Source organism: Agrococcus sp. SGAir0287 (genome assembly GCF_005484985.1).
Classification (GTDB): domain Bacteria; phylum Actinomycetota; class Actinomycetes; order Actinomycetales; family Microbacteriaceae; genus Agrococcus.
The window spans coordinates 1,302,215-1,324,407 of sequence record NZ_CP027942.1 but is presented as its reverse complement, the minus strand read 5'-3'; the positions used below and the strand labels follow the sequence as shown (position 1 = coordinate 1,324,407).

At 73.0% G+C, this 22,193-nt stretch carries 23 protein-coding genes; 5 read left to right on the top strand and 18 right to left on the bottom strand.

Features of this window, described 5'->3' with window-relative positions; genetic code table 11:
* Positions 1–15 precede the first annotated feature (15 nt).
* From C1N71_RS06295 to rplU, 13 genes are all read right to left on the bottom strand, one after another.
* Positions 16–861 carry a carbohydrate ABC transporter permease gene (locus C1N71_RS06295; RefSeq protein ID WP_137755623.1) on the bottom strand — a complete coding sequence of 282 codons (846 nt, stop codon included), beginning with the start codon at positions 859–861 and terminating at the stop codon, positions 16–18.
* Complete coding sequence (locus tag C1N71_RS06290; protein WP_137755622.1) at positions 858–1,784, bottom strand: carbohydrate ABC transporter permease; 927 nt, start codon at positions 1,782–1,784, stop codon at positions 858–860. The genes C1N71_RS06295 and C1N71_RS06290 overlap by 4 nt, the downstream gene beginning before the upstream one ends.
* On the bottom strand, positions 1,781–2,770 hold the full coding sequence (locus C1N71_RS06285) for a LacI family DNA-binding transcriptional regulator (RefSeq protein WP_175414129.1): 990 nt from the start codon (positions 2,768–2,770) through the stop codon (positions 1,781–1,783). Before C1N71_RS06285 ends, C1N71_RS06290 begins: the two co-directional genes overlap by 4 nt.
* A gap of 124 nt (positions 2,771–2,894) precedes the next feature.
* Entirely contained in the window at positions 2,895–3,263 is a 369-nt protein-coding gene (gene rsfS, locus C1N71_RS06280) for a ribosome silencing factor (protein ID WP_137755620.1), read from the bottom strand.
* A gap of 5 nt (positions 3,264–3,268) precedes the next feature.
* Positions 3,269–4,429 (bottom strand): hypothetical protein, encoded by a 1,161-nt coding sequence (locus C1N71_RS06275; RefSeq protein WP_137755619.1) that lies wholly within the window; start codon positions 4,427–4,429, stop codon positions 3,269–3,271.
* Positions 4,426–5,022 (bottom strand): nicotinate-nucleotide adenylyltransferase, encoded by a 597-nt coding sequence (gene nadD / locus C1N71_RS06270; RefSeq protein WP_137755618.1) that lies wholly within the window; start codon positions 5,020–5,022, stop codon positions 4,426–4,428. Before nadD ends, C1N71_RS06275 begins: the two co-directional genes overlap by 4 nt.
* Before the next feature lie 23 nt (positions 5,023–5,045).
* A complete protein-coding gene (locus C1N71_RS06265; RefSeq protein WP_137755617.1) occupies positions 5,046–5,231 on the bottom strand; it encodes a hypothetical protein in 186 nt (61 codons plus the stop codon).
* 28 nt (positions 5,232–5,259) lie between these two features.
* Positions 5,260–6,492, bottom strand: a complete 1,233-nt coding sequence (locus C1N71_RS06260; protein ID WP_137755616.1) for a glutamate-5-semialdehyde dehydrogenase — start codon at positions 6,490–6,492, stop codon at positions 5,260–5,262.
* 9 nt (positions 6,493–6,501) lie between these two features.
* Complete coding sequence (locus C1N71_RS06255; protein ID WP_137755615.1) at positions 6,502–6,921, bottom strand: GNAT family acetyltransferase; 420 nt, start codon at positions 6,919–6,921, stop codon at positions 6,502–6,504.
* Positions 6,918–7,703, bottom strand: coding sequence for a glutamate 5-kinase (proB, locus tag C1N71_RS06250; RefSeq protein ID WP_137757227.1), 786 nt, complete (start codon positions 7,701–7,703; stop codon positions 6,918–6,920). The genes C1N71_RS06255 and proB overlap by 4 nt, the downstream gene beginning before the upstream one ends.
* Before the next feature lie 29 nt (positions 7,704–7,732).
* Positions 7,733–9,295: a GTPase ObgE gene (gene obgE, locus C1N71_RS06245; RefSeq protein ID WP_137755614.1), complete on the bottom strand. Its 1,563-nt coding sequence runs from the start codon at positions 9,293–9,295 to the stop codon at positions 7,733–7,735.
* Between the two features lie 84 nt (positions 9,296–9,379).
* Positions 9,380–9,637, bottom strand: a complete 258-nt coding sequence (rpmA, locus tag C1N71_RS06240; RefSeq protein WP_137755613.1) for a 50S ribosomal protein L27 — start codon at positions 9,635–9,637, stop codon at positions 9,380–9,382.
* Between the two features lie 10 nt (positions 9,638–9,647).
* The gene (gene rplU, locus C1N71_RS06235; protein WP_137755612.1) at positions 9,648–9,956 is read right to left on the bottom strand and encodes a 50S ribosomal protein L21; all 309 of its coding nucleotides are present in this window, start codon (positions 9,954–9,956) and stop codon (positions 9,648–9,650) included.
* 156 nt (positions 9,957–10,112) lie between these two features.
* On the opposite strand from rplU, the gene C1N71_RS06230 reads away from it, so the two are divergent.
* Positions 10,113–11,216, top strand: a complete 1,104-nt coding sequence (locus C1N71_RS06230) for a DNA glycosylase AlkZ-like family protein (protein WP_137755611.1) — start codon at positions 10,113–10,115, stop codon at positions 11,214–11,216.
* A 32-nt stretch (positions 11,217–11,248) separates the two neighbouring features.
* Positions 11,249–11,512: a DUF4031 domain-containing protein gene (locus C1N71_RS06225; RefSeq protein WP_137755610.1), complete on the top strand. Its 264-nt coding sequence runs from the start codon at positions 11,249–11,251 to the stop codon at positions 11,510–11,512.
* Between the two features lie 13 nt (positions 11,513–11,525).
* Here the strand turns inward: C1N71_RS06225 and C1N71_RS06220 are convergent, their stop codons facing one another.
* Positions 11,526–13,880 (bottom strand): Rne/Rng family ribonuclease, encoded by a 2,355-nt coding sequence (locus C1N71_RS06220; protein ID WP_137755609.1) that lies wholly within the window; start codon positions 13,878–13,880, stop codon positions 11,526–11,528.
* Positions 13,881–14,213: 333 nt separating this feature from the next.
* Here C1N71_RS06220 and C1N71_RS06215 point away from each other — a divergent pair, with 333 nt between their 5' ends.
* Positions 14,214–14,870, top strand: a complete 657-nt coding sequence (locus tag C1N71_RS06215; RefSeq protein WP_175414128.1) for a vitamin K epoxide reductase family protein — start codon at positions 14,214–14,216, stop codon at positions 14,868–14,870.
* A 73-nt stretch (positions 14,871–14,943) separates the two neighbouring features.
* Here the strand turns inward: C1N71_RS06215 and ndk are convergent, their stop codons facing one another.
* From ndk to ileS, 4 genes are read right to left on the bottom strand one after another with little or no spacing between them, the layout of a single operon-like run.
* Positions 14,944–15,354 carry a nucleoside-diphosphate kinase gene (gene ndk, locus C1N71_RS06210; protein ID WP_137755607.1) on the bottom strand — a complete coding sequence of 137 codons (411 nt, stop codon included), beginning with the start codon at positions 15,352–15,354 and terminating at the stop codon, positions 14,944–14,946.
* A gap of 44 nt (positions 15,355–15,398) precedes the next feature.
* On the bottom strand, positions 15,399–15,740 hold the full coding sequence (locus C1N71_RS06205) for a DUF4233 domain-containing protein (protein WP_137755606.1): 342 nt from the start codon (positions 15,738–15,740) through the stop codon (positions 15,399–15,401).
* Positions 15,737–17,290, bottom strand: a complete 1,554-nt coding sequence (locus tag C1N71_RS06200) for a bifunctional folylpolyglutamate synthase/dihydrofolate synthase (protein ID WP_137755605.1) — start codon at positions 17,288–17,290, stop codon at positions 15,737–15,739. The genes C1N71_RS06205 and C1N71_RS06200 overlap by 4 nt, the downstream gene beginning before the upstream one ends.
* Positions 17,287–20,553, bottom strand: a complete 3,267-nt coding sequence (ileS, locus tag C1N71_RS06195) for an isoleucine--tRNA ligase (RefSeq protein ID WP_254678123.1) — start codon at positions 20,551–20,553, stop codon at positions 17,287–17,289. The genes C1N71_RS06200 and ileS overlap by 4 nt, the downstream gene beginning before the upstream one ends.
* Positions 20,554–20,843: 290 nt before the next feature.
* On the opposite strand from ileS, the gene C1N71_RS06190 reads away from it, so the two are divergent.
* Positions 20,844–21,296 (top strand): hypothetical protein, encoded by a 453-nt coding sequence (locus tag C1N71_RS06190; RefSeq protein ID WP_137755604.1) that lies wholly within the window; start codon positions 20,844–20,846, stop codon positions 21,294–21,296.
* A 32-nt stretch (positions 21,297–21,328) separates the two neighbouring features.
* Positions 21,329–22,174, top strand: coding sequence for an aminotransferase class IV (locus C1N71_RS06185; RefSeq protein ID WP_137755603.1), 846 nt, complete (start codon positions 21,329–21,331; stop codon positions 22,172–22,174).
* The last annotated feature ends 19 nt before the right edge of the window (positions 22,175–22,193 follow it).

The following is a 22,193-nucleotide window of genomic DNA, read 5'->3' as shown; positions in this document are numbered from 1 at the left end:
CTCCCTGGTGAGCCGTCATCCCTTGACCGCGCCCGAGAGCAGGCCGGAGGTGAGACGACGTTGGATGATGGCGAAGAAGACGAGCGACGGGATGCAGGCGAGGAGGCTGCCCGCGGCCAGCTGCCCGAGTGCGACCTGGCCCTCGGAGCCGACGAAGAGCGCGAGCCGCTGGGGCAGCGTCTGCAGCGCCTCGTCCTTGATGAGCACGAGCGCGAAGAAGAACTCGTTCCACGATCCGATGAACGCGAACAGGCTCGTCGCGACGAGTCCGGGACCGAGCAGCGGCATGATGATCGACCGGAGGACGCGGAGGCGGGAGGCGCCGTCCACGGCACCCGCCTCCTCGAGCTCGCCGGGGATCGCGGCGACGTAGCCGCGCAGCATCCACAGCGCGAAGGGCAGCGACCAGACGACGTACACGACGACGAGGCCCGCGAGGGTGTCGTTCAGCCCGATCGGCCGCAGCATGAGGAAGAGCGGGATGATGATGAGGATGAACGGGAAGACCTGGCTGAGCAGGATCCAGCCGGTCGCGAGCCCGCGCAGGCGCGTCTGGAAGCGGGCGAGCGCGTAGGCGGCCGGCAGCGCCACGGCGACCACGATCACCGTCGTGGCGAGCGCGACGACGAGGCTGTTGAGCGCCGCCTGCCCGAGGCCGGCGCGCTCGATCGCGCCCACGAAGTTGTCGAGGTTCCACTGCGAGGGCAGCAGCTGCGGGTCGGGCGACTGCAGCTCCTGCTGCGTCTTGAACGCCGCGGTGACGAGGAAGAGCAGCGGGAAGCCGAGGAAGACGACGAAGAGCGCGAGCGCGACGTATTGCAGTGCGCGCAGCGTGCGGTCGGTCGTGCGGCGGGTGCTCATGCGGTCCTCGCCTTCGCCTGGGCCCGCAGGTAGACGAACAGGAAGACCGCGATCACGACGACGATGACGTTGCCCATCGCGCTCGCCAGGCCGAAGTTGCCGTATCGGAACGCCTCGTTGTAGGCGAAGAGCATCGGCAGCATCGTGCCGTAGGCGCCCGCCGTGAGCACGTACACCAGGGCGAACGAGTTGAAGTTGTTGATGAAGTCGAGCGTCGTGATCGCGACGATGACGGGACGCAGGCCGGGGATCGTGATGTTCCAGAACCGCTGCCAGCGACCGGCGCCGTCGAGCTGCGCGGCCTCGTGCAGCTGGTCGTCGATGCCCTGCAGCCCCGCGAGCAGCGTGATGGTCGTCTGCGGCATGCCCGCCCACACGCCGACGAGGATCACGGCGGGCAGCGCCCACTGCGCCGTGCCGAGCCAGTTCGTGTCGTCGGGCAGCCCGAGCGCGCCGAGCCCGCCGTTGATGGCGCCGTAGGTGGGGTGGAGCATGAACCGCCACATGATCGCGATGATGACGGGCGGCATCGCCCACGGGATGAGCGCGATCGTGCGCGCGATGCCCTGGCCCCAGAGGTTCGCGTTCAGCAGCATCGCGAGGCACAGCGAGGCCACGAACTGGATGAGCGTCACCGAGAACGCCCACACGAGTCCGATCCCGAACGACTGCCAGAACAATGAGTAGTCGGCCAGTCGCACGTAGTTGTCGATGCCCGTGAACGTCGTCACCGCGTTCAGCCCCGATTGCGCGTCGGTGAAGCCGAGGGCGATGCCCTGGGCGAGCGGGTAGACGCTGAAGGCGAGGATGGGGATCATCGCGGGCACGAAGAGCAGGTAGGCGCTCCACTCCTGCCGCCCGCGACGGCGGCGCGACGGCGCGGGAGGCGTCGGCGCCTCCGGCCGCGTGGCGACGGCGGTCATGCGGTCTCCTCCGTGGTCGACTCGCGCACGACGAGCCGCGGCGCGACGGCCGTGGCGCCGGACGGGCCGGCGCCGTCGATGCGCGCGAGCAGCGTGCGCGCGGCGATGCGTGCGCGCTCGTGGGCGCCGAGGTCGACGCTCGTCAGGCTCGGCACCGAGAGCTCGGCCGGCTCCGTGTCGTCGAGCCCGGCGAGCAGCAGGTCGTGCGGCACACGCAGCCCCAGCGTCGCGCACTCGCGCAGCGTGGCGAGGGCCATCGCGTCGTTCGCCGCGACGATGGCGTCCGGCACGCCGCGCGCCAGCAGCGCGCGCGCCGCCGGGCGCGCAGCCGCGTGCGTGAAGTCCTCGGCTACCTCGACGAGCCCCGCGTCGACGCCCTGCGCACGGCACGCGGCGACGAAGCCGTCGAGACGCGTGCGACCCGGCGTGGTGTCCGTCGGGCCCACGACGAGCCCGACGCGGTGCGCGCCGCGCGAGGCGAGGTGCTCGACGAGCAGCGCCATGCCCGATCGCGAGTCCGCCCGCACGCTGTCGATGCCCGCCGCCTCGACGAGGCCGAGGACGACGACCGGCACGGCCGCCCGGCGCACGGCGCGCACGAGCGCGTCCGTGACGCGCAGCGCCACGACGACCGCGCCGTCGACGAGCCCCGCGCTCAACGCGTCGATCGCGTCGACGGGCTCCGCGGGCACCTGCTGCATGAGCAGCCGGATGCCGTGCGCGTCCAGCTCGGACTGCAGCGCGCTCATCATGCGCGCGTACACGGGGTTCGCGGCGTCTGGCACGAGCATCGCGACCTGCCCCGTGCGGCCGGACTGGAGGCCGCGCGCCATGAGGTTCGGGCGGTAGCCGAGGTCGTCGGCCGCCTGCTGCACGCGGGCGATCGTCGCGGTGGACGCGATGCCGCCGTTCAGCGCACGGGAGGCGCTGGCGATCGAGACGCCGGCACGCGCGGCGACGGCTGCCAGCGTCGAGCCCTCGGCCATCGCGTGCTCCCTCGCACCTCGGATGCGCATCCCGTCACCGCTCGGGGCACTGACTGGAAACGTTTACAACGCGACGGTAGCCCACGGCCCCGCCGCTGCGCAAGCGGCGCGGGGGACGCGGACGTCAGTCCGCGGCGGGCAGGTCGAGCGCGATGGTCGGGCAGTCCCGCCACAGCCGCTCGAGCTGGTAGTACTGCCGCTCGTCCTCGTGGAAGACGTGCACGACGAGGTCGCCGAGGTCGATGAGCACCCAGCGGCCGTCGGCGCGGCCCTCGCGACGCAGCGGCTTCGCGCCGAGCTCGAGCAGGTCGTCCTCGATCGCGCGTGCGATCGCCGAGACCTGCCGCTCGGACGAGCCGGTCGCGAGCAGGAACGCGTCGGTGAGCGGGAGCCGCTCCGACACGTCGAGGCCGACGATGTCGGTGCCGAGGACGCCGTCCGCCGCCTTCGCGGCGGCCTGCACGAGCTCGATGGTCCGTTGGGTTGCGGTCACGGTCCTCAGATCCAGCCGGCGATGAAGGCCACGACGGTCGCGCCGACGGCGACGATGCCGATGCCGCCCGCGACGCCGATGACGATGGGGGTCGCGTTGCGCGACCGGCGCTGCGGCGCGATGCGCACGCGAGCGTTGGCGTACGACGAGACGGCGCGGCTCGCGCGCACGGGCTGCGTCTCGGGGCTGCGCACCTCTCCGGCGTCGTCGACGGCGTCGACCTCCGCGGTGTCGATCGTGCCGCGGCTGCGGCCCGAGGACGCGAAGCCGTCGGGCAGATCGATGGAGCCCGTGACGATGACGCCGTCGGCGGTCTCGACCGTGATGGGCTCGTGGGCGCCCGAGGCGGGCAGCACGAGCGCGTTCGCCGTGATCGTGGAGGTGCCGGTGCCGACGCTCGACGCGCTGATGGCGCTCGTGTCGTCGTCGCGCAGGTCGGCGATGTGGTGACGCGAGGTGTCCTCGACGACGTTGACGATGACGGGGATGCGACCGGTCGCGCGAGCGGGCCCGGTGCGCACCTCCTCCTCGTCCTCGTCGTCGACGGCGGGCTGGCGACGATCCTCGAGCTGCGCAGGCGTCGAGTCGGCGATGCGCCGCGACGAGACGCGGGCGTCGGCGACCTCGACCTCGTCGATCTCGAGTCGATCGACCTCGGCGTCGTCGACGGGGTCGAGGTCGTCGACCTCGATGCGGGGCATGGGGGTGCCGGCCGGACGCGTGGGCTCGGGACGATCGCCCTGCAGGTCGGCGAAGACGTCGGCGATCGACTCGTGCTGCTGCGCGGGCTCGTCCGTCGAGTCCTGGGCGGGCCCACGACGGCCGAAGAAGCGGCCGAAGCCGGACGACGAGCCCTGCTCCGCCTCGGCCGCCGCCGCGTCGGCCTCGCGGGCCTCCTGCACGCGGGCCTCGCCCGATGCGGGCACGCCGGCGACGGGGCCCTCGGGGGCGGGGGTCGACTGCGGGCGGAGGTCGGCGATGAGCTCCGAGACGTCGATGGCCTCGGTCTCGGCCGGCTCGGGCGCCTGCTCCGGCTCGGCCGTCGGCGTCGACGGCTCCGCGATCGGTGCTGCGACGGGCGGCGTCTGGCCGGTCGCCTCGGCAAGGGCGCGCTCGCGCTCCTTGCGTTCGCGGCGCGTCAGCGGCGGGCCGTCGTAGTCGGTCATGCGTCGATCATCCTGTACAGAGCGTGCTTGGTGATGTATTGAACCACCCCATCGGGGACGAGATACCACACCGGGTAGCCGGCTCCCACACGGGCTCGGCAGTCGGTGGACGAGATGGCGAGCGCGGGAACCTCCAACGAGGATACCGCGTCGTCGGGGTACCCCAGGACGGAGAGCTGGTGCCCGGGTCGCGAGACGGCGACGAAGTGCGCGAGCTCCCACAGCTCGCCGACGTCCTTCCAGCCCACGATCGACTGGAAGGCGTCGGCACCCGTGATGAAGAAGAGGTCCGCGTCCGGGTGCAGCGCACGCATGTCGCGCAGGGTGTCGATCGTGTACGTCGGACCCGAGCGGTCGATGTCGACGCGCGAGACCGTGAAGCGCGGGTTCGAGGCCGTCGCGATCACCGTCATGAGGTAGCGGTGCTCGGCCGGGCTCGCGTCCGACTTCATGTAGGGCGTGCCCGTGGGCACGAACACGACCTCGTCGAGCTCGAAGTGCTGCGCGACCTCGCTCGCTGCGGAGAGGTGACCGTGATGGATGGGGTCGAAGGTGCCGCCCATCACGCCGAGACGACGGCGGCGAGGTGCCATGCGGCGCTGCCCGAGCCCGCGGCCTAGTGGTGGCCGGACGTGTTCTGCGTGCTCTGGTCGAACTTGTGGCTGTGCCGGTTCGCGACGTCGCGGTACGAGTGCGTCACGATGCCGAGGATCGCGAAGACCGCCGCGGCGATGCCGCCGACGACGTACGGCATGATGCCGGGATCGCTGTGGTGCTCGGTCGCCGCGAGGAGGAGGTCCATGCCTCGATCCTACCCGCGGCGCGCAGGTTCAGGCGCGCACCTGGCCCGTGCCGCGCACGAGCCACTTCGTGCTCGTGAGCTCCGGCAGCCCCATGGGTCCGCGCGCGTGCGCCTTCTGGGTCGAGATGCCGACCTCGGCGCCGAAGCCGAACTGGCCGCCGTCGGTGAACCGCGTCGACGCGTTCACCATGACGACCGCGGAGTCCACCTCGGCGAGGAAGCGCTCGGCGGCGACCGCGTCCTCGGTGAGGATGACGTCGGTGTGGTGGGTGCCGTGCCGCTCGATGTGGTCGATGGCGGCGTCGAGGTCGTCGACGACGCGCACCGCGACGTCCATGGAGCCGTGCTCCGTCGACCAGCCGCCTGCTCCGAGCGGCTCGGCGTCCGCGACGTCGCCGTCCGAGTGCACCGTGACGCCCGCGGCGCGCATCGCCTCGACGACGACGGGCACCGCGCGATCCGCGATGGACCGGTGGACGAGCACGGTCTCGAGCGCGTTGCAGACGCTCGTGCGCTGCGTCTTCGCGTTGAGCAGCAGCGGGACCGCCGCGTCGAGGTCCGCGGCGGCGTCGACGAAGGCGTGCACGACGCCGGCGCCGGTCTCGATGACGGGCACGATCGAGTCGCGCACGACGGCGTCGATGAGCGACTGGCTGCCGCGCGGCACCAGCAGGTCGACGAGGCCGCGGGCGCGCATGAGGTCCGCGGCGCCGGCACGGCCGAGCGGGTCGATCGTCTGCACGGCCTCGGCGGGCAGCCCCACCGACGCGATCGCCTCCTGCATCGTCGCCACGAGCACGGCGTTCGTGCGCTGCGCGGCGCTGCCGCCGCGAAGCACGATGGCGTTGCCGGAGCCGAGCGCGATGCACGCGAGGTCGACGGTGACGTTCGGGCGAGCCTCGTAGATGGCGCCGACGACGCCGAACGGCACGCGCACCTCGGTGAGCTCGAGGCCGTTCTCGAGCGTGCGGGAGCGCGTGACCTCGCCGACGGGGTCGGGCAGCTCCGCGAGCTCGCGGGCGGCGGCGGCGAGCGCGGCGACGCGGCCCGCGTCGAGCGCGAGCCGGTCGAGCAGCCCCTCCGCGAGGGTGCCGCGCCCGCGCTCGAGGTCCTCGGCGTTGGCGGCGACGATGGCGTCGACGGACGCGTCCACGGCGTCGGCGATGGCACGGATCGCGGCCTTCCGCGGCTCGGTGCCCGCGACCGCGAGCACCCTCGCGGCGCGTCGGGAGGCGTGCAGCAGCGTCTCGAGGTCGGTCACGGATCGATCCTAGGCGTCGAGCCAGCGGCCGAGGACGCTCGTCGCCTGCAGCTCGTAGCCGAGGTGCTGATAGAGGCTCACGGCCGGATTCCCGTCGCGCACCATGAGCTGCACCTTGCGGATGCCGCGGGCGGCGAGCCACCGCTCCCCCGCCGTCACGATGGCGCGCGCGAGGCCCGTGCCGCGATGCGGCTGCGCGACGGCGACGTAGTAGAGCCAGCCGCGGTGTCCGTCGTGGCCGACGAGCGCCGTCGCGACCAGCTCGTCGTCGACGTCGATGCCGAGGATCGTCGACGAGGGCCCGGCGAGCGCGAGCGCGACGTCGGCGTGCGGCGGATTCCACGGCCGGGTCAGCCCCGCCGCCTCCCACAGCGCGACGATCGCCTCCGTCTCGCCGGCCGCGAGCTCGCGGACCTCGGGCGCGGTCATGCCGAGCGGATCGCCGCGGCGGGTCGCGCCTCGAACACGGTGCCGTGATCGTCGCCCGAGAGCGCCCCGGCGAGCAGCCGCGTCGCCGTCAGCAGCACCTCGACGCCGGCGTCGGCGGCGAGCCGCGCGGCCTCGACCTTCGTGCCGGCGCCACCCGTGCCCACGAGGCTCTGGGAGACGCCGAGCGTCACGCCGGCGAGCGCATCCCCGTACGGCACGCGCGCGATGCGCGTCGCCCCGGGCGTGCCGGGCGGCGCCGTGTACAGCGCATCCACGTCGCTGAGCAGCACGAGGCGATCGGCGCGCACGAGCCGAGCGACGAGCGCCGCGAGCTGGTCGTTGTCGCCGAAGTTGATCTCGTGGGTCGCGACCGTGTCGTTCTCGTTGACGATCGGCAGCATCCCGAGCTCGAGCAGTCGCTCGAGCGCGTTGAACGCGTTGACGCGGTGCTGCTCGACGCCCATGTCGCTCGCCGACAGCAGCACCTGCGCCGCGACGATCTCGAAGCGGTTGAGGCTGCGCTGGTACCGGTTCATGAGCACGTTCTGCCCGATGGCCGCGGCCGCCTGCACCGTGGGGAGGTCGGCGGGCCGCTGCTCGAGGCCGAGGAAGGGCAGCCCCGTCGCGATGGAGCCCGAGGAGACGAGGATGACGTCGGCGCGCGCCCGCAGCGCCGCGATGTCGTCGACGAGCGTCTCGATCTGCCCGCGGTGCTCGCCGGAGATCGACGACGAGCCGACCTTCACGACGATGCGCTCGGGGCGCTCGAGCCGCTCCTCGATCGGCGTGGCCTCGATGGGCGTGGCGTCGCTCACTCCGCGTCCTCCCGCGCCCGGTCGTCGGCATGACGCTCGCCGCGAGGCACCTCGACCTCGAAGCCCTCGTCGTCGACCCACAGGCCCGCGTCGCGCTCGCGGGCGAGCTCGTCGCGCGCGGCCTGCTTCGCGTCCATGCGCTCGTGGTAGCCGGCGCGGCGCTCGGCGGTCGTCTGCCGCCCCGGTCCGTGGAGCCTCGCGTCGGTGCCGCGATCGCCGAGCTCGGCCATCGACGTCATCGTCGGCTCCCAGTCGAAGACCATGCCGTCGCCGGGACCGATGACGACCATCGAACCGGGCACGGCACCCGCCTTGGCGAGGGCGTCCTCGATGCCGAGGCGCGCGAGCCGGTCGGCGAGGTAGCCGACGGCCTCGTCGTTGCGGAAGTCGGTCTGCTGGATCCAGCGCTCGGGCTTCGCGCCGCGGATGCGGTAGAGCGGCCCGTGCGTGCCGCCCTCGACGCGCACCGTGAAGCCGGAGTCGTCGATGGCGCGCGGGCGCAGCACGATGCGCTCGGGCTCCGGGTCGGCGGCGCGGCGCGCACGGTCGGCCTCCACGAGCTCCGCGAGCGCGAAGGAGAGCTCGCGGAGCCCCGTGCGCGCGACGGTCGAGATCTCGAGCACGCGGTAGCCGCGCTCCTCGAGGTCGGCGCGCGCGAACGCGGCGAGCTCGGCGGCGTCCGGCACGTCGACCTTGTTGAGGGCGACGAGCTGCGGCCGCTCGAGCAGCGGGGTCTGTCCCTCGGGCACCGGGTAGGCGCCGAGCTCGCGGACGATGACGTCGAGGTCGCTCAGCGGGTCGCGGCCCGGCTCGAGCGTCGCGCAGTCGATGACGTGCAGCAGGGCGCTGCAGCGCTCGACGTGGCGCAGGAACTCGAGGCCGAGCCCCTTGCCCTCGCTCGCACCCTCGATGAGGCCGGGGACGTCGGCGATCGTGTAGCGCGTCTGCCCCGCCTCGACGACGCCGAGGTTCGGGTGCAGCGTCGTGAAGGGGTAGTCGGCGATCTTCGGGCGCGCGGCGCTCAGCGCGGCGATGAGGCTCGACTTGCCCGCGCTGGGGAAGCCCACGAGGGCGACGTCGGCGACGGTCTTCAGCTCGAGCTGCACGTCGTGCGACTGGCCCTCGGTGCCCAGCAGGGCGAAGCCGGGCGCCTTGCGCTTCGACGAGGCGAGACGCGCGTTGCCGAGGCCTCCCTGGCCGCCCTCGGCGACGACGACGCGCATGCCGGGATGCGCGAGGTCCGCGAGCGGCTCGCCGTCGGCGTCCGTCACGACCGTGCCCACGGGCACCGGCAGCACGAGGTCGGCGCCCGTGAACCCCGTGCGGTGGTCGCCCATGCCCGGACCGCCGTTGGCGCTCGAGCGGTGCGGACGCCGGTGGTACTCGAGCAGCGTCGTGACCTGCGAGTCGGCGACGAGCACGATGTCGCCGCCGTCGCCGCCGTCCCCGCCGTCGGGGCCGGCGAGCGGCTTGAACTTCTCGCGGCGCACCGACACGCAGCCGTGGCCGCCGTTGCCCGCCGTCAGGTGCAGCGTGACGCGGTCGACGAACGTCGCCATCGGGCCCTCCTGGGATGCAGCGAGGGGGCGGGCATCAGCCCGCCCCCTCGCGTGGAATGTCTGGTGTGCGCGAGCCCGTGAGGACTACGCCGCGACCTCGACCACGTTGACGACCTTGCGGCCGCCCTTCTGGCCGAACTCGACCGCGCCCGCCTGGAGGGCGAACAGCGTGTCGTCGCCGCCGCGGCCGACGCCCGCGCCGGGGTGGAAGTGCGTGCCGCGCTGGCGGACGAGGATCTCGCCGGCCTTGACGACCTGGCCGCCGAAGCGCTTCACGCCGAGGCGCTGCGCGTTCGAGTCACGGCCGTTGCGGGTGGACGATGCGCCCTTCTTGTGTGCCATCGTGCATCTCCTACTTGATCGAGGTGACCTTGAGGCGCGTGAGCTCCTGACGGTGGCCCTGGCGCTTCTTGTAGCCGGTCTTGTTCTTGAACTTCTGGATCACGATCTTCGGGCCGCGCAGGTCGCCCACGACCTCGGCCTTCACGGTGACCTTCGCGAGGCCCTTCGCGTCCGACGTGACGGTGTCGCCGTCGACGAGCAGCACGGGAGCGAGCTCGACCGTGCCGTCCTGGTCGCCTGCGATGCGGTCGACGACGAGCACGGAGCCCACCTCGACCTTCTCCTGACGCCCGCCGGCGCGCACAACTGCGTAGACCACGTGAATCCCTCACTCGGTTGGAATGGAAGCCTCTGGCGCGCACGAGCAGATCGCGCTGGCGCCAACGAACGACGATACAGGGTGCGCAGGCACCCGGTCAAACGGCGACACGCGCCGCGAGCCATCGCGTCCGACCCCCAGTCTAGGGTCTCGGACATGGCCACCCGTGCAGCGACGCTCCGCGAGATCCCCCTCGTCGAGGCGCGGCGCATCGCGGTGCGCGCGCAGCTGCTCGACGCCCGCGGGCTCGGCGATCTGCTCTCGGTCGTCGAGCACCTCGGCTTCCTGCAGGCGAACGTCACCGACATCGTGATGCCGTCGGCCGAGCACGTCGCGTGGTCGCGGCTCGGCGACGAGATCGCGTACGCCGACGTGCGGCGTGCCGTGGAGGTCGAGCAGCGACTCTTCGAGCACCTCGGGCAGCCGACGCCCATCGAGCCGCTCGCGATGTCGCTGCGGCCGACGTCGCTGCTGCCGGAGCTGCTCCCGGCGATGCGCTCGTGGGGCGACGACCATCCGAACGTCGCCGCGTGGGTCGAGCAGAACGCCGCCTTCCGCGACCGCGTGCTGGACCTGCTGCACGACGACGGTCCCCTCCCCCAGCGCGCGGTGCCGGACACCGCCGACTGGCCGTGGGACTCGAGCGGCTGGAATGCGAACCGCAACGTCGCGATGCTGCTGGAGTTCCTGCAGTGCTCCGGCGTCGTCGCGGTCGTCGAGCGCATCGGCTCCGAGCGCGTCTGGGACCTCGCGGAGCGCGTGCTGCCGCCCGCCGAGCCGCTCGATCCGGACGTCGCCGTGACGCGCCGCCACGAGCGCGTGCTCGCCTCCCTCGGACTCGCCCGTCCCCGCGTCGTCGGCGACGTCGGCGAGCCCGTGCGGGTCGAGGGCACGCGCGGCGAGTGGCGGCTCGCGCGCGGCGCGACCGCGGAGGGATTCACCGGTCGCGTCGCGGTGCTGTCGCCGCTCGATCGGCTCATCTTCGACCGGAAGCGGATGCGCGAGCTGTTCGCCTTCGACTACGCGCTCGAGCAGTACACGCCTGCCGCGCGGCGGCGGTGGGGCGCGTTCGCCCTGCCGGTCCTCGACGGCGACGCGCTCGTGGCGAAGGTCGACGCGCGGCGCGACCGCGACGCGGGCGTGCTGCGCGTCGCAGCCATCCACTGGGACCTCGAGCCGGATGCGCGACTGCGCGACGCCGTCGCGAGCGAGCTCGCCCGCATGGCGGCCTTCCTCGGCGTGGGGCTCGCGCTGCCGTGAGCACGGCGCGCGCGACGCGGTAGCGTCGCCCCATGGCGATCCTCGTCGACGAGCCCCGCTGGCCGAAGCACGGCACCACGTGGGCGCATCTCGTGAGCGACGCGTCGCTCGACGAGCTCCACGCCTTCGCGCGCCGCGCGGGCCTGCCGGAGCGCGGCTTCGACCGCGACCACTACGACGTGCCCGCCGAGCGCATCGACGACCTCGTCGCGCTCGGCGCCGAGGCCGTGCCCGGCCGCGAGCTCGTGCGCAGGCTGCTGGCGAGCGGCCTGCGCGTGCGCCCCCGCGATCGCTGACCCGGACGCTGGGTCAGTCCTCGTCGGGCTTCGCCGTCACGATGCCGCCGCTCGAGGCGCGACGGCTGCGGCGCGCGGCCTTGCCGGTGCCGGCAGCGGGCGCGGCGAGCGCATCGAGGGCGCCCGAGAGCAGCCCCTCGACGTCGCGCGGTCGCTGCGCGGGCTCGACCTGCTCGTCGCGACGCGCGGCGACCGGGATGTCGAGGATCGTGACGGCCGCCTGCTCGGGAGCGGGCGCCGAGGCGGGAGCCTGGGCGTCGCGATCGACGCCCCGGCTCGAGGCGCGACGGCCGCGCCGGGAGGACTGCTCGCGCGCGGGCTGCCGCTGCTCGGGCGCCTGCTGCGTCTGCTGCTGCTGGACGTCGTCCGCAGGCGCCTCGTGGGCGTGCTCGTCGTCGTGCGCGTGGTCGCGGCCCTTCGTCGCCGCCGCCATCTGCGACAGGCCCTTGCGCGCGTCGTCGGTGATGGCGTGGGTGCCCTGCTGCTGCGAGTGCTGCTGCTGGCCGCTCCCGCCGCCGCCGTTCGACTCCTGGCGCTTGCCCCCGCGTCGACGACCGCCCTCGGCGGCGCCGTTGCCGGCGCGCGAGGACTTGGAGACCGGCTCGTGGTGCACGATGAGGCCGCGGCCCGCGCAGACCTCGCACGTCTCCGAGTACGCCTCGAGGAGGCCGAGGCCCAGGCGCTTGCGCGTCATCTGCACGAGTCCGAGGCTCGTCACCTCCGCGACCTGGTGCTTGGTGCGGTCGCGCGAGAGGCACTCGATGAGCCGGCGCTGCACGAGGTCGCGGTTCGACTCGAGCACCATGTCGATGAAGTCGATGACGACGATGCCGCCGATGTCGCGCAGGCGCAGCTGCCGCACGACCTCCTCCGCGGCCTCGAGGTTGTTCTTCGTGACGGTCTCCTCGAGGTTGCCGCCCTGGCCGACGAAGCGGCCGGTGTTCACGTCGATGACCGTCATGGCCTCGGTGCGGTCGATGACGAGCGAGCCGCCGGAGGGCAGCCACACCTTGCGGTCGAGCGCCTTGTCGATCTGCTCCGAGACCCGGAAGTGCTCGAACGGGTCGACGTCGAGCTCGTACGGCTCGATGCGCTCGAGGAGGTCAGGCGCGATCGCCCCGAGGTACTCGCGGATGGTCGCGAGGGCCTCGTCGCCCTGGATGACCATGCGCTGGAAGTCCTCGTTGAAGACGTCGCGGACGATCTTCACGAGCAGGTCGGGCTCGGCGTGCAGGCGCGCGGGCGCGCTGCCCCTCGCCGCCTGGTCCTGGATCGACTGCCACTGGCGACCGAGCCGCTCGACGTCGCGCGTGAGCTGCTCCTGCGTCGCGCCCTCGGCGGCGGTGCGCACGATGACGCCCATGCCCTCCGGCAGCACCTCCTTGAGGATCTTCTTCAGGCGCGCGCGCTCGGTGTCGGGCAGCTTCCTGGAGATGCCGCTCATCGAGCCGCCGGGCACCGAGACGAGGTAGCGGCCGGGCAGCGAGATCTGGCTCGTCAGCCGGGCGCCCTTGTGGCCGATCGGATCCTTCGTCACCTGCACGAGCACCGTGTCGCCGGGCTTGAGCGCGAGCTCGATCTTGCGCGGCTGGTTCTCGAGGCCCGCGGCCTCCCAGTCGATCTCGCCGGAGTAGAGCACGGCGTTGCGGCCGCGGCCGATGTCGACGAACGCCGCCTCCATGCTCGGCAGCACGTTCTGCACCTTGCCGAGGTAGACGTTGCCGATGAGGCTCGTCTCCGACGACTTCGCGACGTAGTGCTCGACGAGGATGCCGTCCTCGAGCACCGCGAGCTGCACGCGGTCGTGGCGCGAGCGCACGACCATCGTCCGCTCGACGGACTCGCGCCGCGCGAGGAACTCGCTCTCGGTGACGACGGCGCGGCGACGACCCGCGTCGCGGCCCTCGCGGCGTCGCTGCTTCTTGGCCTCGAGCCGCGTGGACCCCTGGACCTTCTGCGGCTCCGTGATGAGCGGACGCTCGGCGCGCGGCGCGTCGGACTCGCCGCGGCCGCGGCCCCGACGGCGGCGCCTGCCGGCGCGCGGCTCGTCGTCGTCCTCGTCGTCCTCGTCGTCCCGGCGCTGCGTGGGCAGCGCCGGCAGCGGCGGCAGGCTCGCGATGTCGGGCGCGAAGAACTGCACCGCGAACGGCAGCGCGTCCTCGTCGGGCTCCGGCAGCCGCACCTCGGCGGGTCCCTCGAGCCCCGGCTCGTGCCCGGGCTCCGGTGCGCCGTCGGAGGCGACGGGCTGCTCGGGCTCGGCCTGCGCGGCCTGGCCCTGATCGATCACCGTGGTCTCGACGACGGGCGCCTCGGCCTCGGTGCTGGTCTCGTGGTTCGCGTCTGCCGACGCGTCGTGTGCATCCACCATCGCTGGCGTACTCCTCGGCACCGGCTCGTCGCCGATGCGATCCTCGCGCGTCGGGCTGCGCCCGACGCGAATCCCTGTGGCCACGTGCGGTGTCGCACGGCACCTGTTCGTCTGCTCGGAGCTGGCGATCCGACGACCCCTCGCGGGGCCGGCCCGGTATGCCCGGTCAAATCTGCGGCGCGCTGAGGCGCCGGCACCCACGATACCCCACCGGCCGCCGCGCAGCCGTGCGCGGCGCCGCCGCGGTGCGACGCCCGGGTCGGCGCTTCCATAGGCTCTGCTGGTGGGATGCTCGAGGCAGGGCATCGCGCCAGCAGCAGCCGAGAGGTGGACATGGCCACGAAGACCGAGGATCGGGCGTCGAGCGACGCCGTCGCCCAGGCGCCCGCGGGCTTCGCGCCGCCGCGCTGGCTCGCGATCCTGCTCGTCGTCACGGGTGCCGCGGGCCTGCTCGCGGCGTTCACGCTCGCGGTCGAGCGCGTGCACCTCCTCGAGAACCCCACCGAGGGACTCGGCTGCGACATCAGCCCGTTCGTCAGCTGCTCGGGTGCGATGGAGTCGTGGCAGGGCAGCCTGCTCGGCTTCCCGAACCCCTTCATCGGACTCATGGCGTTCCCGCTCGTCATCGTCATGGGCGTGCTCGGCATCGCCCGCGTGCGCATGCCGCGCTGGGTCTGGTCGACCTTCACGATCGGCGTGCTCGGCGGCCTCGCCTTCGCGCTGTGGCTGTGGCAGCAGAGCGTCTTCGAGCTCGGCCTCGTCTGCCCCTGGTGCTTCCTCGTCTACATGACGATGTCGGCGATGGCCCCGACGTTCGTGACGTGGGCCGTCGGCTCGGGCGCCATGGTCGCACCGGCCGCCCTGCGCCGCGTCGCGGCGCGGTGGGGATCGTGGTCGTGGGTGCTGAGCCTCGTGCTCGCCATGGTCGTCGTGCTCGTCATCGTCGTGCGGCTGCCGGACATCCCCCGCTACCTGCTGCTCGGCTACTGAGCCGCTCGCCGGCTCCAGACGCGAGGACGCCCCGACCGAGACGGTCGGGGCGTCCTCGCGTGCGGAGGGCGTATCAGGCGAACCAGAGCGCGAGCTCGCGCGCCGCCGACTCCTCCGAGTCCGAGCCGTGCACGAGGTTCTGCTGCACCTTCAGGCCCCAGTCGCGGCCGAGGTCGCCGCGGATCGTGCCGGGCGCCGCCGTCGTCGGGTCGGTCGTGCCGGCGAGGGAGCGGAAGCCCTCGATGACGCGGTCCCCCTCGAGGCGCACGGCCACCGACGGGCCCGAGAGCATGAACTCGACGAGCGGCTCGAAGAACGGCTTGCCCTCGTGCTCGGCGTAGTGCTCGACGAGGAGCGCGCGCTCGGGCTGCACGAGCCTGAGGTCGGCGATGCGGTACCCCTTCGCCTCGATCCGGGCGAGGATCTGGCCGGTGAGTCCACGGGCGACGCCGTCGGGCTTCACGAGGACGAGGGTCTGCTGCATCGGGTCCCTTCCCTGTGCGTGCTGCCGCGGATCCGGCAGCGAGGTCACTGCTGCCCGCGCAGGATCTGGCGCGCGCGCACGAAGCAGAATATCCACATCGCGATGAACGCCAGGGAGACGCCGATCATCACGGGTTCGACGAACGCGAGGCACGCCATGAGCAGCTGCGCGGCGAGGCTCGCGAGCCATCCCCACGAGAAGCGCAGCAGCTGGAGCGTGAGGATGAGCACGACGGCGACGACGCCGAACGCCGTCGGCGCCGGCCAGTCGCGCGTGACGCCCCACACCGCGAGGGCGCCGAACGCGAGGGCGATGACCTCGAGGCCGTGGACGATCGTGAAGAGCTTCTCCAGCAGGCCGCGCTCGCGGCGGGGTGCGGCGCTCATCGACGCATCCAGCGCTCGGCGCGCGCCTTGGCCTGCACGGCGCCCAGCAGCGTGATCGATCCCGTCACGACGACGGCGCCGCCCCGATCCTCGGCCTGCTCGCGCGCGGTCTCGAGCGCGCGCTCGAGCACGGGCTCGACCGACACGCGCTCGGCGCCGAGCACCGCGACCGCGACGCGCGCGAGGTCGTCGGCGGGCACGGCCCGCTCCGAGTCCGACTGCGTCACGACGACCTCCTCGACGTGCGGCTCGAGGATGCGCAGCACGCCCTCGGCGTCCTTGCCCTCCACCATGCCGATGACGAGCTGCACGTGCTCGAACGCGAAGACCTCCTCGAGCGCCGTCGCGAGCGAGCGAGCGCCGTGCGGGTTGTGCGCCGCGTCGACGACGACGGTCGGGTCGGTGCCGACGACCTCGAGCCGGCCGGGCGACGTCACGCGCGACAGCCCTTCCGTGAGCACCTCCTGCAGGATCGGCCGCTCGCCGCCGCCCAGGAACGCCTCCACCGCGACGAGCGCGAGCGCGGCATTCTGGCCCTGGTGCCTGCCGAGCAGCGGCAGCGGCTGATCCTCGTACGCGGCGGCGAGGCCGCGCACCGTGAGCAGCTGGCCACCGACTGCGAGCGTGCTCTCGCGCTCGAAGTCGCGTCCCTCCAGGAGCACGCGCGCGGCACCGACCTCGGCGGCGCGCGCCTCGATGACCGCGAGGGCCTCGGGCTCCTGCGCCGCGGTCACGACGATGGCGTCGGGCTTGACGATGCCCGCCTTCTCGGTGGCGATCGCCTCGACGGTCGACCCGAGCCGGTTCGTGTGGTCGAGCGCGATGGGCGTGAGCACCGCGACGTCGCCGTCCGCCACGTTCGTCGAGTCCCACGTGCCGCCCATGCCGACCTCGACGACCGCGACCTCCACGGGCGCGTCGGCGAAGATCGCGAAGGCGAGCACCGTGATGGCCTCGAAGAACGTGAGCCGGCGCTCGCCGCGCTCGGCGAGCTCGCCGTCGACGAGCTCGAGGAACGGCCGCGTCTCGTCCCACACGCGCGCGAAGACGGCGTCCGACACCGGCTCGCCGTCGATGAGGATGCGCTCGGTCACCCGCTCGAGGTGCGGGCTCGTGAGGAGCCCCGTGCGCAGCCCGTGCGCGCGCAGCAGGGACTCCGCGATGCGCGCCGTGGAGCCCTTGCCGTTCGTGCCCGTGACGTGGATGACGCCGTAGGAGCGCTGCGGGTCGCCCAGCAGCTCGACGGCGCGCGCCGTCGCGGCGATGCGCGGCTCGATCGCCGTCTCGCCCGCGCGCTCGAGCAGCTGCGCGTACGCGGCGTCGGCCGCCTCGCGATCGGCGAGGGAGTCGAGGATGCGGTCGTCGACGTCGTCCTCGTCCGCCTCCGCGGCGCCGGGCAGCGCCTCCGACGCCTCGTCGTCGGCGTCGTCGAGGTCGGTCGCGTCCGGATCGAGCTCCTCCTCGTACGCGTCGTCCCAGGCGTTCAGCTCGTCGCCGTCGGCGTTGCGCCGGACCGGCTCGGGGTGTCGCGGATCGCGGTCGTCGCTCATGCGCGCTCCAGTCGGATGGTGAGCGGGGAGCCGTCGCCGACGCGCACGTCGGCGGCGTCGGCCGCCTCGCCCGCGCTGTCGTCGACGCGCTCGATCGAGAGGCTCGTCGCGAGGGTCTCGCCGGCCACGAGGTCGCGGTGCGCCTCGAGCGCGGCGACGCCGTGCGCGTCGCTGCCGAGCACGAGGGCGATGCGGTCGGAGACGTCGAGCTCGGCGCGCTTGCGCGCGTCCTGGATGGCCCGGACGGCGTCGCGCGCGAGACCCTCCGCCTCGAGCTCGGGCGTCGTGCGCGTGTCGAGGTCGAGGTGCGTCGCACCCAGCAGCGCCGTCTCGCCCCCGGGGTAGGCCGACTCGGTCGGCTCGTCGAGCAGCTCGAACTCGCCCGGCTCGAGCACGAGGCCGTCGACGTGCAGCCGGTCGCCCTCGAGCGTCCAGTCGCCGCGGCGGATGCCCTGGAAGGCCCGCTGGAAGTCGCCCTTGAGCCTCGGCGCGGCGACCTTCGAGACGACCTGCGCCGTCTTCGACAGGCCGGGCAGCGATGCTCCGTCGGCGACGTGCTCGACGCGCACGGCCTTGAGGTTCACCTCGTCGCGGATCAGGTCGGCGAACGACGACAGGTCGACGCGGCTCGCGATCGTCGCCTCCTGCAGCGGCAGGCGCACGCGCAGCCTGCGCTGCTTGCGCATCGCGTGCAGCGCCGTCACGACGGCGCGCGCCTCGTCCATCTGCGCCACGAGCTCCGGATCGGCGGGCAGGCTCGCCGCATCCGGCCAGTCGGTCAGGTGCACGGAGCGCCCGCCCGTGAGCCCGCGCCAGACCTCCTCGGCGACGAGCGGCGCGAGCGGTGCCGCGAGCGTCGTGACGACCTCGAGCACGAGCGCGAGCGTGTCGAACGCCTCCGTCGAGCGCGCGTCGTCGGTGACGCCCGCCCAGAACCGATCGCGCGAGCGGCGCACGTACCAGTTCGTGAGCACGTCGGCGAACTCGCGCAGCGCGAGCGTCGCGCCCGTCGCGTCGAGCGCATCCATCGAGGACGTGACCGTCTCGACCGTCTCGCGCAGCTTCGCGAGCACGTAGCGATCGAGGACGTCGGTCGAGTCGGCGCGCGGCGTCGCGACGTACGGTCGGCCGTCGCGCGCCCGGTTGGCGTACGTCGTGAGGAAGTACCACGTCGACCACAGCGGCAGATGGAACTGCCGCAGCGCCGCCGCGATGCCCTCCTCCGAGACGATGAAGTTGCCGCCGCGCAGGATCGAGCCCTGCAGCAGGTTCCAGCGCACCGCGTCCGACCCGTAGCGATCGAACGACTCGCGCACGTCGGGGTAGTTGCGCCTGGACTTCGAGGCCTTGAACCCGTCGTCGCCGAGGATGATGCCGTGGCTGATGACGGTGCGGAACGCCTCCCGGCCGAAGAGCGCGACCGACAGCACGTGCAGGACGTAGAACCAGCCGCGCGTCTGCCCGATGTACTCGACGATGTAGTCGGCGGGGCTGTGGGTGTCGAACCACTCCTGCTGCTCGAACGGGTAGTGCACCTGTGCGAACGGCATCGAGCCCGAGTCGAACCACACGTCGAGCACGTCGGGGATGCGACGCATCGTCGACCGACCCGTCGGGTCGTCGGGATTCGGGCGGGTGAGCTCGTCGATGTACGGGCGGTGCAGGTCCGTCGGGCGCACGCCGAAGTCGCGCTCGAGCTCGTCGAGCGACCCATACACGTCGATGCGCGGGTGGTTCGGGTCGTCGCTCTTCCACACCGGGATGGGGCTGCCCCAGTACCGGTTGCGGCTGATCGACCAGTCGCGGGCGCCCTCGAGCCACTTGCCGAACTGCCCGTGCTTGACGTTCTCGGGCACCCAGGTGATGCGCTCGTTCGCCGCGATCAGGTCGTCCTTGATCTCCGTGACCCGCACGAACCACGACGAGACCGCCTTGTAGATGAGCGGGTTCCGGCAGCGCCAGCAGTGCGGGTAGGGGTGCAGGTACGACGCCTCGCGCAGCAGCCGACCCTTGGCCTGCAGGGCGCGGATGATCGTGCGGTTCGCCTCGAAGACCTGCACGCCCGCGATCGCGGCGAGCTCCCCCGCCTCGAACAGCTGCAGGAACCGGCCGCCGTCGTCGACGGAGAGGATCGTGGGGATGCCGGCCGCGGCGGTCACGCGCTGGTCGTCCTCGCCGTACGCGGGAGCCTGGTGCACGACGCCCGTGCCCTCGCCCGTCGCCACGTAGTCGTCGACGAGCACCTGCCATGCGGCCTGCGTGCCCCACTCCTCGGCGTCGGCGAAGTCGTCGAAGAGCCGCTCGTAGGCGAGGCCGCCGAGATCGGAGCCCGCGACGGTGGCGAGCACCTGCGGCGCACCCTCGTCGTAGCCGAGGATCGCGGCGTGGGCCGCGAGCGTGTCGGCGGCGAGCAGGTAGCGCGTCTCCCCCGCGACGCCGCCGTCGGCGGCGCCCGCGGGACCGGCCGCGACGACGACGTAGTCGATGGCGGGACCGACCGCGAGCGCGAGGTTCGTCGGCAGCGTCCACGGCGTCGTCGTCCAGGCGAGCATGCGCACGCCCTCGAGGCCCGCCGCGCGGGCCGCCTCGCCGACGAGCGGGAACGTGACCGTGACCGACGGGTCCTGCCGCTCCTGGTAGACGTCGTCGTCCATGCGCAGCTCGTGCGCCGACAGGGGCGTCTCGTCGCGCCAGCAGTACGGCAGCACCCGGTAGCCCTCGTACGCGAGCCCCTTCCGGTACAGCTCGGAGAACGCCCAGATCACCGACTCCATGTAGCCGACGTCGAGCGTCTTGTAGTCGTGCTCGAAGTCGACCCAGCGCGCCTGGCGCGTGACGTACTCCTGCCACTCGCGCGTGTACTCGAGCACCGACTCGCGCGCCTTGGCGTTGAAGACGTCGACGCCCATCGCCTCGATCTCGGACTTCTCGGTGATGCCGAGCTGCTGCATGGCCTCGAGCTCGGCGGGCAGGCCGTGCGTGTCCCAGCCGAAGCGGCGCTGCACCTGCTTGCCGCGCATCGTCTGGTAGCGGGGGAAGACGTCCTTGGCGTAGCCGGTGAGGAGGTGGCCGTAGTGCGGCAGGCCGTTCGCGAAGGGCGGCCCGTCGTAGAAGACCCACTCCTCGCAGCCGTCGCGGCGATCGATCGACGCCTGGAAGGTGCCGTCGCCCTTCCAGAACGCGAGGATGCCCTCCTCGACCGCGGGGAACGACGGGGTGGGCGCGACGGTGCCGCCGTGCCTGGGGTAGCGCTGCTCGTCCACTCGACTCCTCTTGTCCAGCTGCTGCTGCCGACGAAGAGCCGGGACGCTCTCGCGCGGTACCACCCGGCTTGCAGACCCTCGAGGAGGGCTGCCGCTCGCTCTTCGGCTGTGACGGGCCGGACCCGCTCGGATCTACTGGGCGCTCACCCTGGCGGGATCGTGCCGTTCTGCCGAGGACTCCCCGGTGATGGCCGGATCGACGTCTGTGCTCCCATCCTACGCCTCGCGGAGCGGGCCGCTCCACCGGTCGACACAGGTGCCGCATGGGATCGCGTCTTACGGTGGAGGTCATGCGCATCCGCACCACGGTCCCCCTCGCCCTCGCGGCGATCGCGATGCTCACGGCCTGCTCCGGCGGCGGCCAGCCCGACCCCTCGACGAGTCCGACGCCGACGGTCGAGGCGAGCACGTCGGCGCAGTGCGACCAGGTGCTCGCGGACGCGCAGCAGCTCATGGCCGACGTGTCGGAGCTCGCGACGCGCTTCGGCAGCGACCCCCTCGGCGCCCTCGCCTCGGTGCCCGGGATCGTCGACCGCGTGTCGACGCTCGGCGACCAGGTGACCGATCCCGAGCTCGCGGAGCGCGTCGACGCCGTGACGTCGGTCGCGACGACGGCGGTGGAGGACGCGCAGTCCGCGATCGCGCAGGGTGACACGCAGGGCGCGATCGACGCGCTGTCGCAGGCGGCCGTCGACGTGCAGCCCGCCGTCGACGAGCTGCAGGCGTACTGCGCGGCGCAGTGACCGCGCACCCGCATGCCTCGTAGCCTGCAGGCATGACCGCTCCCCTGCTCGCGCTGCTCGACGGATCGATCGTCGACGTGGCCACGCCCATCGTCCGAGCCGACGACCTGGGGGTCGTGCGCGGCGACGGCGTCTTCGACGCGACGCTCGTGCGTCGCGGAGCGCTGCGCGACGCCGACGCGCACCTCGATCGGCTCGCACGATCGGCGCGGCTCCTCGCGCTGCCGCAGCCCGACCGCGACGGCTACCGCCGGGCGATCGACGCGCTCGTGGCGGCCTGGGACTGGGATGCGGCACCCGAGGCCGTCGCACGCCTCGTGCTCACGCGCGGCCCCGAGGGCGGCGGCCCCGCCACGGCCTACGTCCTGCTGCAGGCGCTGTCCGCCTCCGTGATCGCGGAGCGCACGTCGGGGGTGCGCGTGCAGCTGCTCGACCGCGGCTTCGACGGCGAGGTCGTGGCGTCGATGCCGTGGCTGCTGCCCGGCGCGAAGAGCCTGTCGTACGCGATCAACATGGCGGCGAGGCGGCACGCGCTCGAGCACGGCGCCGACGACGTGCTCTTCGTCGCTCCGTCGGGTCGGCTCCTCGAGGGCCCGACGTCGACGCTCGTGCTCGACGTCGACGGCGAGCTGCTCACGCCCGAGCAGGACGGCATCCTCGCGTCGATCACGCTCGAGCAGCTCGAGCGCGACGCCCCCGCGGCCGGGCTGACCGTCCGCCACGCCCCGCTCGTCCGCGACGACCTCGCACGAGCGCGCGGCGGCTGGCTCGTCTCCTCGGGCAGGCTCGCCGCGGCGATCACGGCGATCGACGGCGAGCCCTACCCCGCGTCGCCGCTGCACGAGGCGCTGTTCCGCGTGCTCGAGGTCCACGCCTGACGAGCGGGTCGTGGCGTCT

What these genes read in the sequence shown, in the direction of transcription:
- C1N71_RS06295 (WP_137755623.1), bottom strand. Translation starts at nt 861, where the DNA reads ATGAGCACCCGCCGCACGACCGACCGCACGCTGCGCGCACTGCAATAC.
- C1N71_RS06290 (WP_137755622.1), bottom strand. Translation starts at nt 1,784, where the DNA reads ATGACCGCCGTCGCCACGCGGCCGGAGGCGCCGACGCCTCCCGCGCCG.
- C1N71_RS06285 (WP_175414129.1), bottom strand. Translation starts at nt 2,770, where the DNA reads ATGGCCGAGGGCTCGACGCTGGCAGCCGTCGCCGCGCGTGCCGGCGTC.
- C1N71_RS06275 (WP_137755619.1), bottom strand. Translation starts at nt 4,429, where the DNA reads ATGACCGACTACGACGGCCCGCCGCTGACGCGCCGCGAACGCAAGGAG.
- nadD (WP_137755618.1), bottom strand. Translation starts at nt 5,022, where the DNA reads ATGGCACCTCGCCGCCGTCGTCTCGGCGTGATGGGCGGCACCTTCGAC.
- C1N71_RS06265 (WP_137755617.1), bottom strand. Translation starts at nt 5,231, where the DNA reads ATGGACCTCCTCCTCGCGGCGACCGAGCACCACAGCGATCCCGGCATC.
- C1N71_RS06255 (WP_137755615.1), bottom strand. Translation starts at nt 6,921, where the DNA reads ATGACCGCGCCCGAGGTCCGCGAGCTCGCGGCCGGCGAGACGGAGGCG.
- obgE (WP_137755614.1), bottom strand. Translation starts at nt 9,295, where the DNA reads ATGGCGACGTTCGTCGACCGCGTCACGCTGCACCTGACGGCGGGCAAC.
- rpmA (WP_137755613.1), bottom strand. Translation starts at nt 9,637, where the DNA reads ATGGCACACAAGAAGGGCGCATCGTCCACCCGCAACGGCCGTGACTCG.
- C1N71_RS06230 (WP_137755611.1), top strand. Translation starts at nt 10,113, where the DNA reads ATGGCCACCCGTGCAGCGACGCTCCGCGAGATCCCCCTCGTCGAGGCG.
- C1N71_RS06225 (WP_137755610.1), top strand. Translation starts at nt 11,249, where the DNA reads ATGGCGATCCTCGTCGACGAGCCCCGCTGGCCGAAGCACGGCACCACG.
- C1N71_RS06220 (WP_137755609.1), bottom strand. Translation starts at nt 13,880, where the DNA reads ATGGTGGATGCACACGACGCGTCGGCAGACGCGAACCACGAGACCAGC.
- C1N71_RS06215 (WP_175414128.1), top strand. Translation starts at nt 14,214, where the DNA reads ATGGCCACGAAGACCGAGGATCGGGCGTCGAGCGACGCCGTCGCCCAG.
- ndk (WP_137755607.1), bottom strand. Translation starts at nt 15,354, where the DNA reads ATGCAGCAGACCCTCGTCCTCGTGAAGCCCGACGGCGTCGCCCGTGGA.
- C1N71_RS06205 (WP_137755606.1), bottom strand. Translation starts at nt 15,740, where the DNA reads ATGAGCGCCGCACCCCGCCGCGAGCGCGGCCTGCTGGAGAAGCTCTTC.
- C1N71_RS06200 (WP_137755605.1), bottom strand. Translation starts at nt 17,290, where the DNA reads ATGAGCGACGACCGCGATCCGCGACACCCCGAGCCGGTCCGGCGCAAC.
- C1N71_RS06190 (WP_137755604.1), top strand. Translation starts at nt 20,844, where the DNA reads ATGCGCATCCGCACCACGGTCCCCCTCGCCCTCGCGGCGATCGCGATG.
- C1N71_RS06185 (WP_137755603.1), top strand. Translation starts at nt 21,329, where the DNA reads ATGACCGCTCCCCTGCTCGCGCTGCTCGACGGATCGATCGTCGACGTG.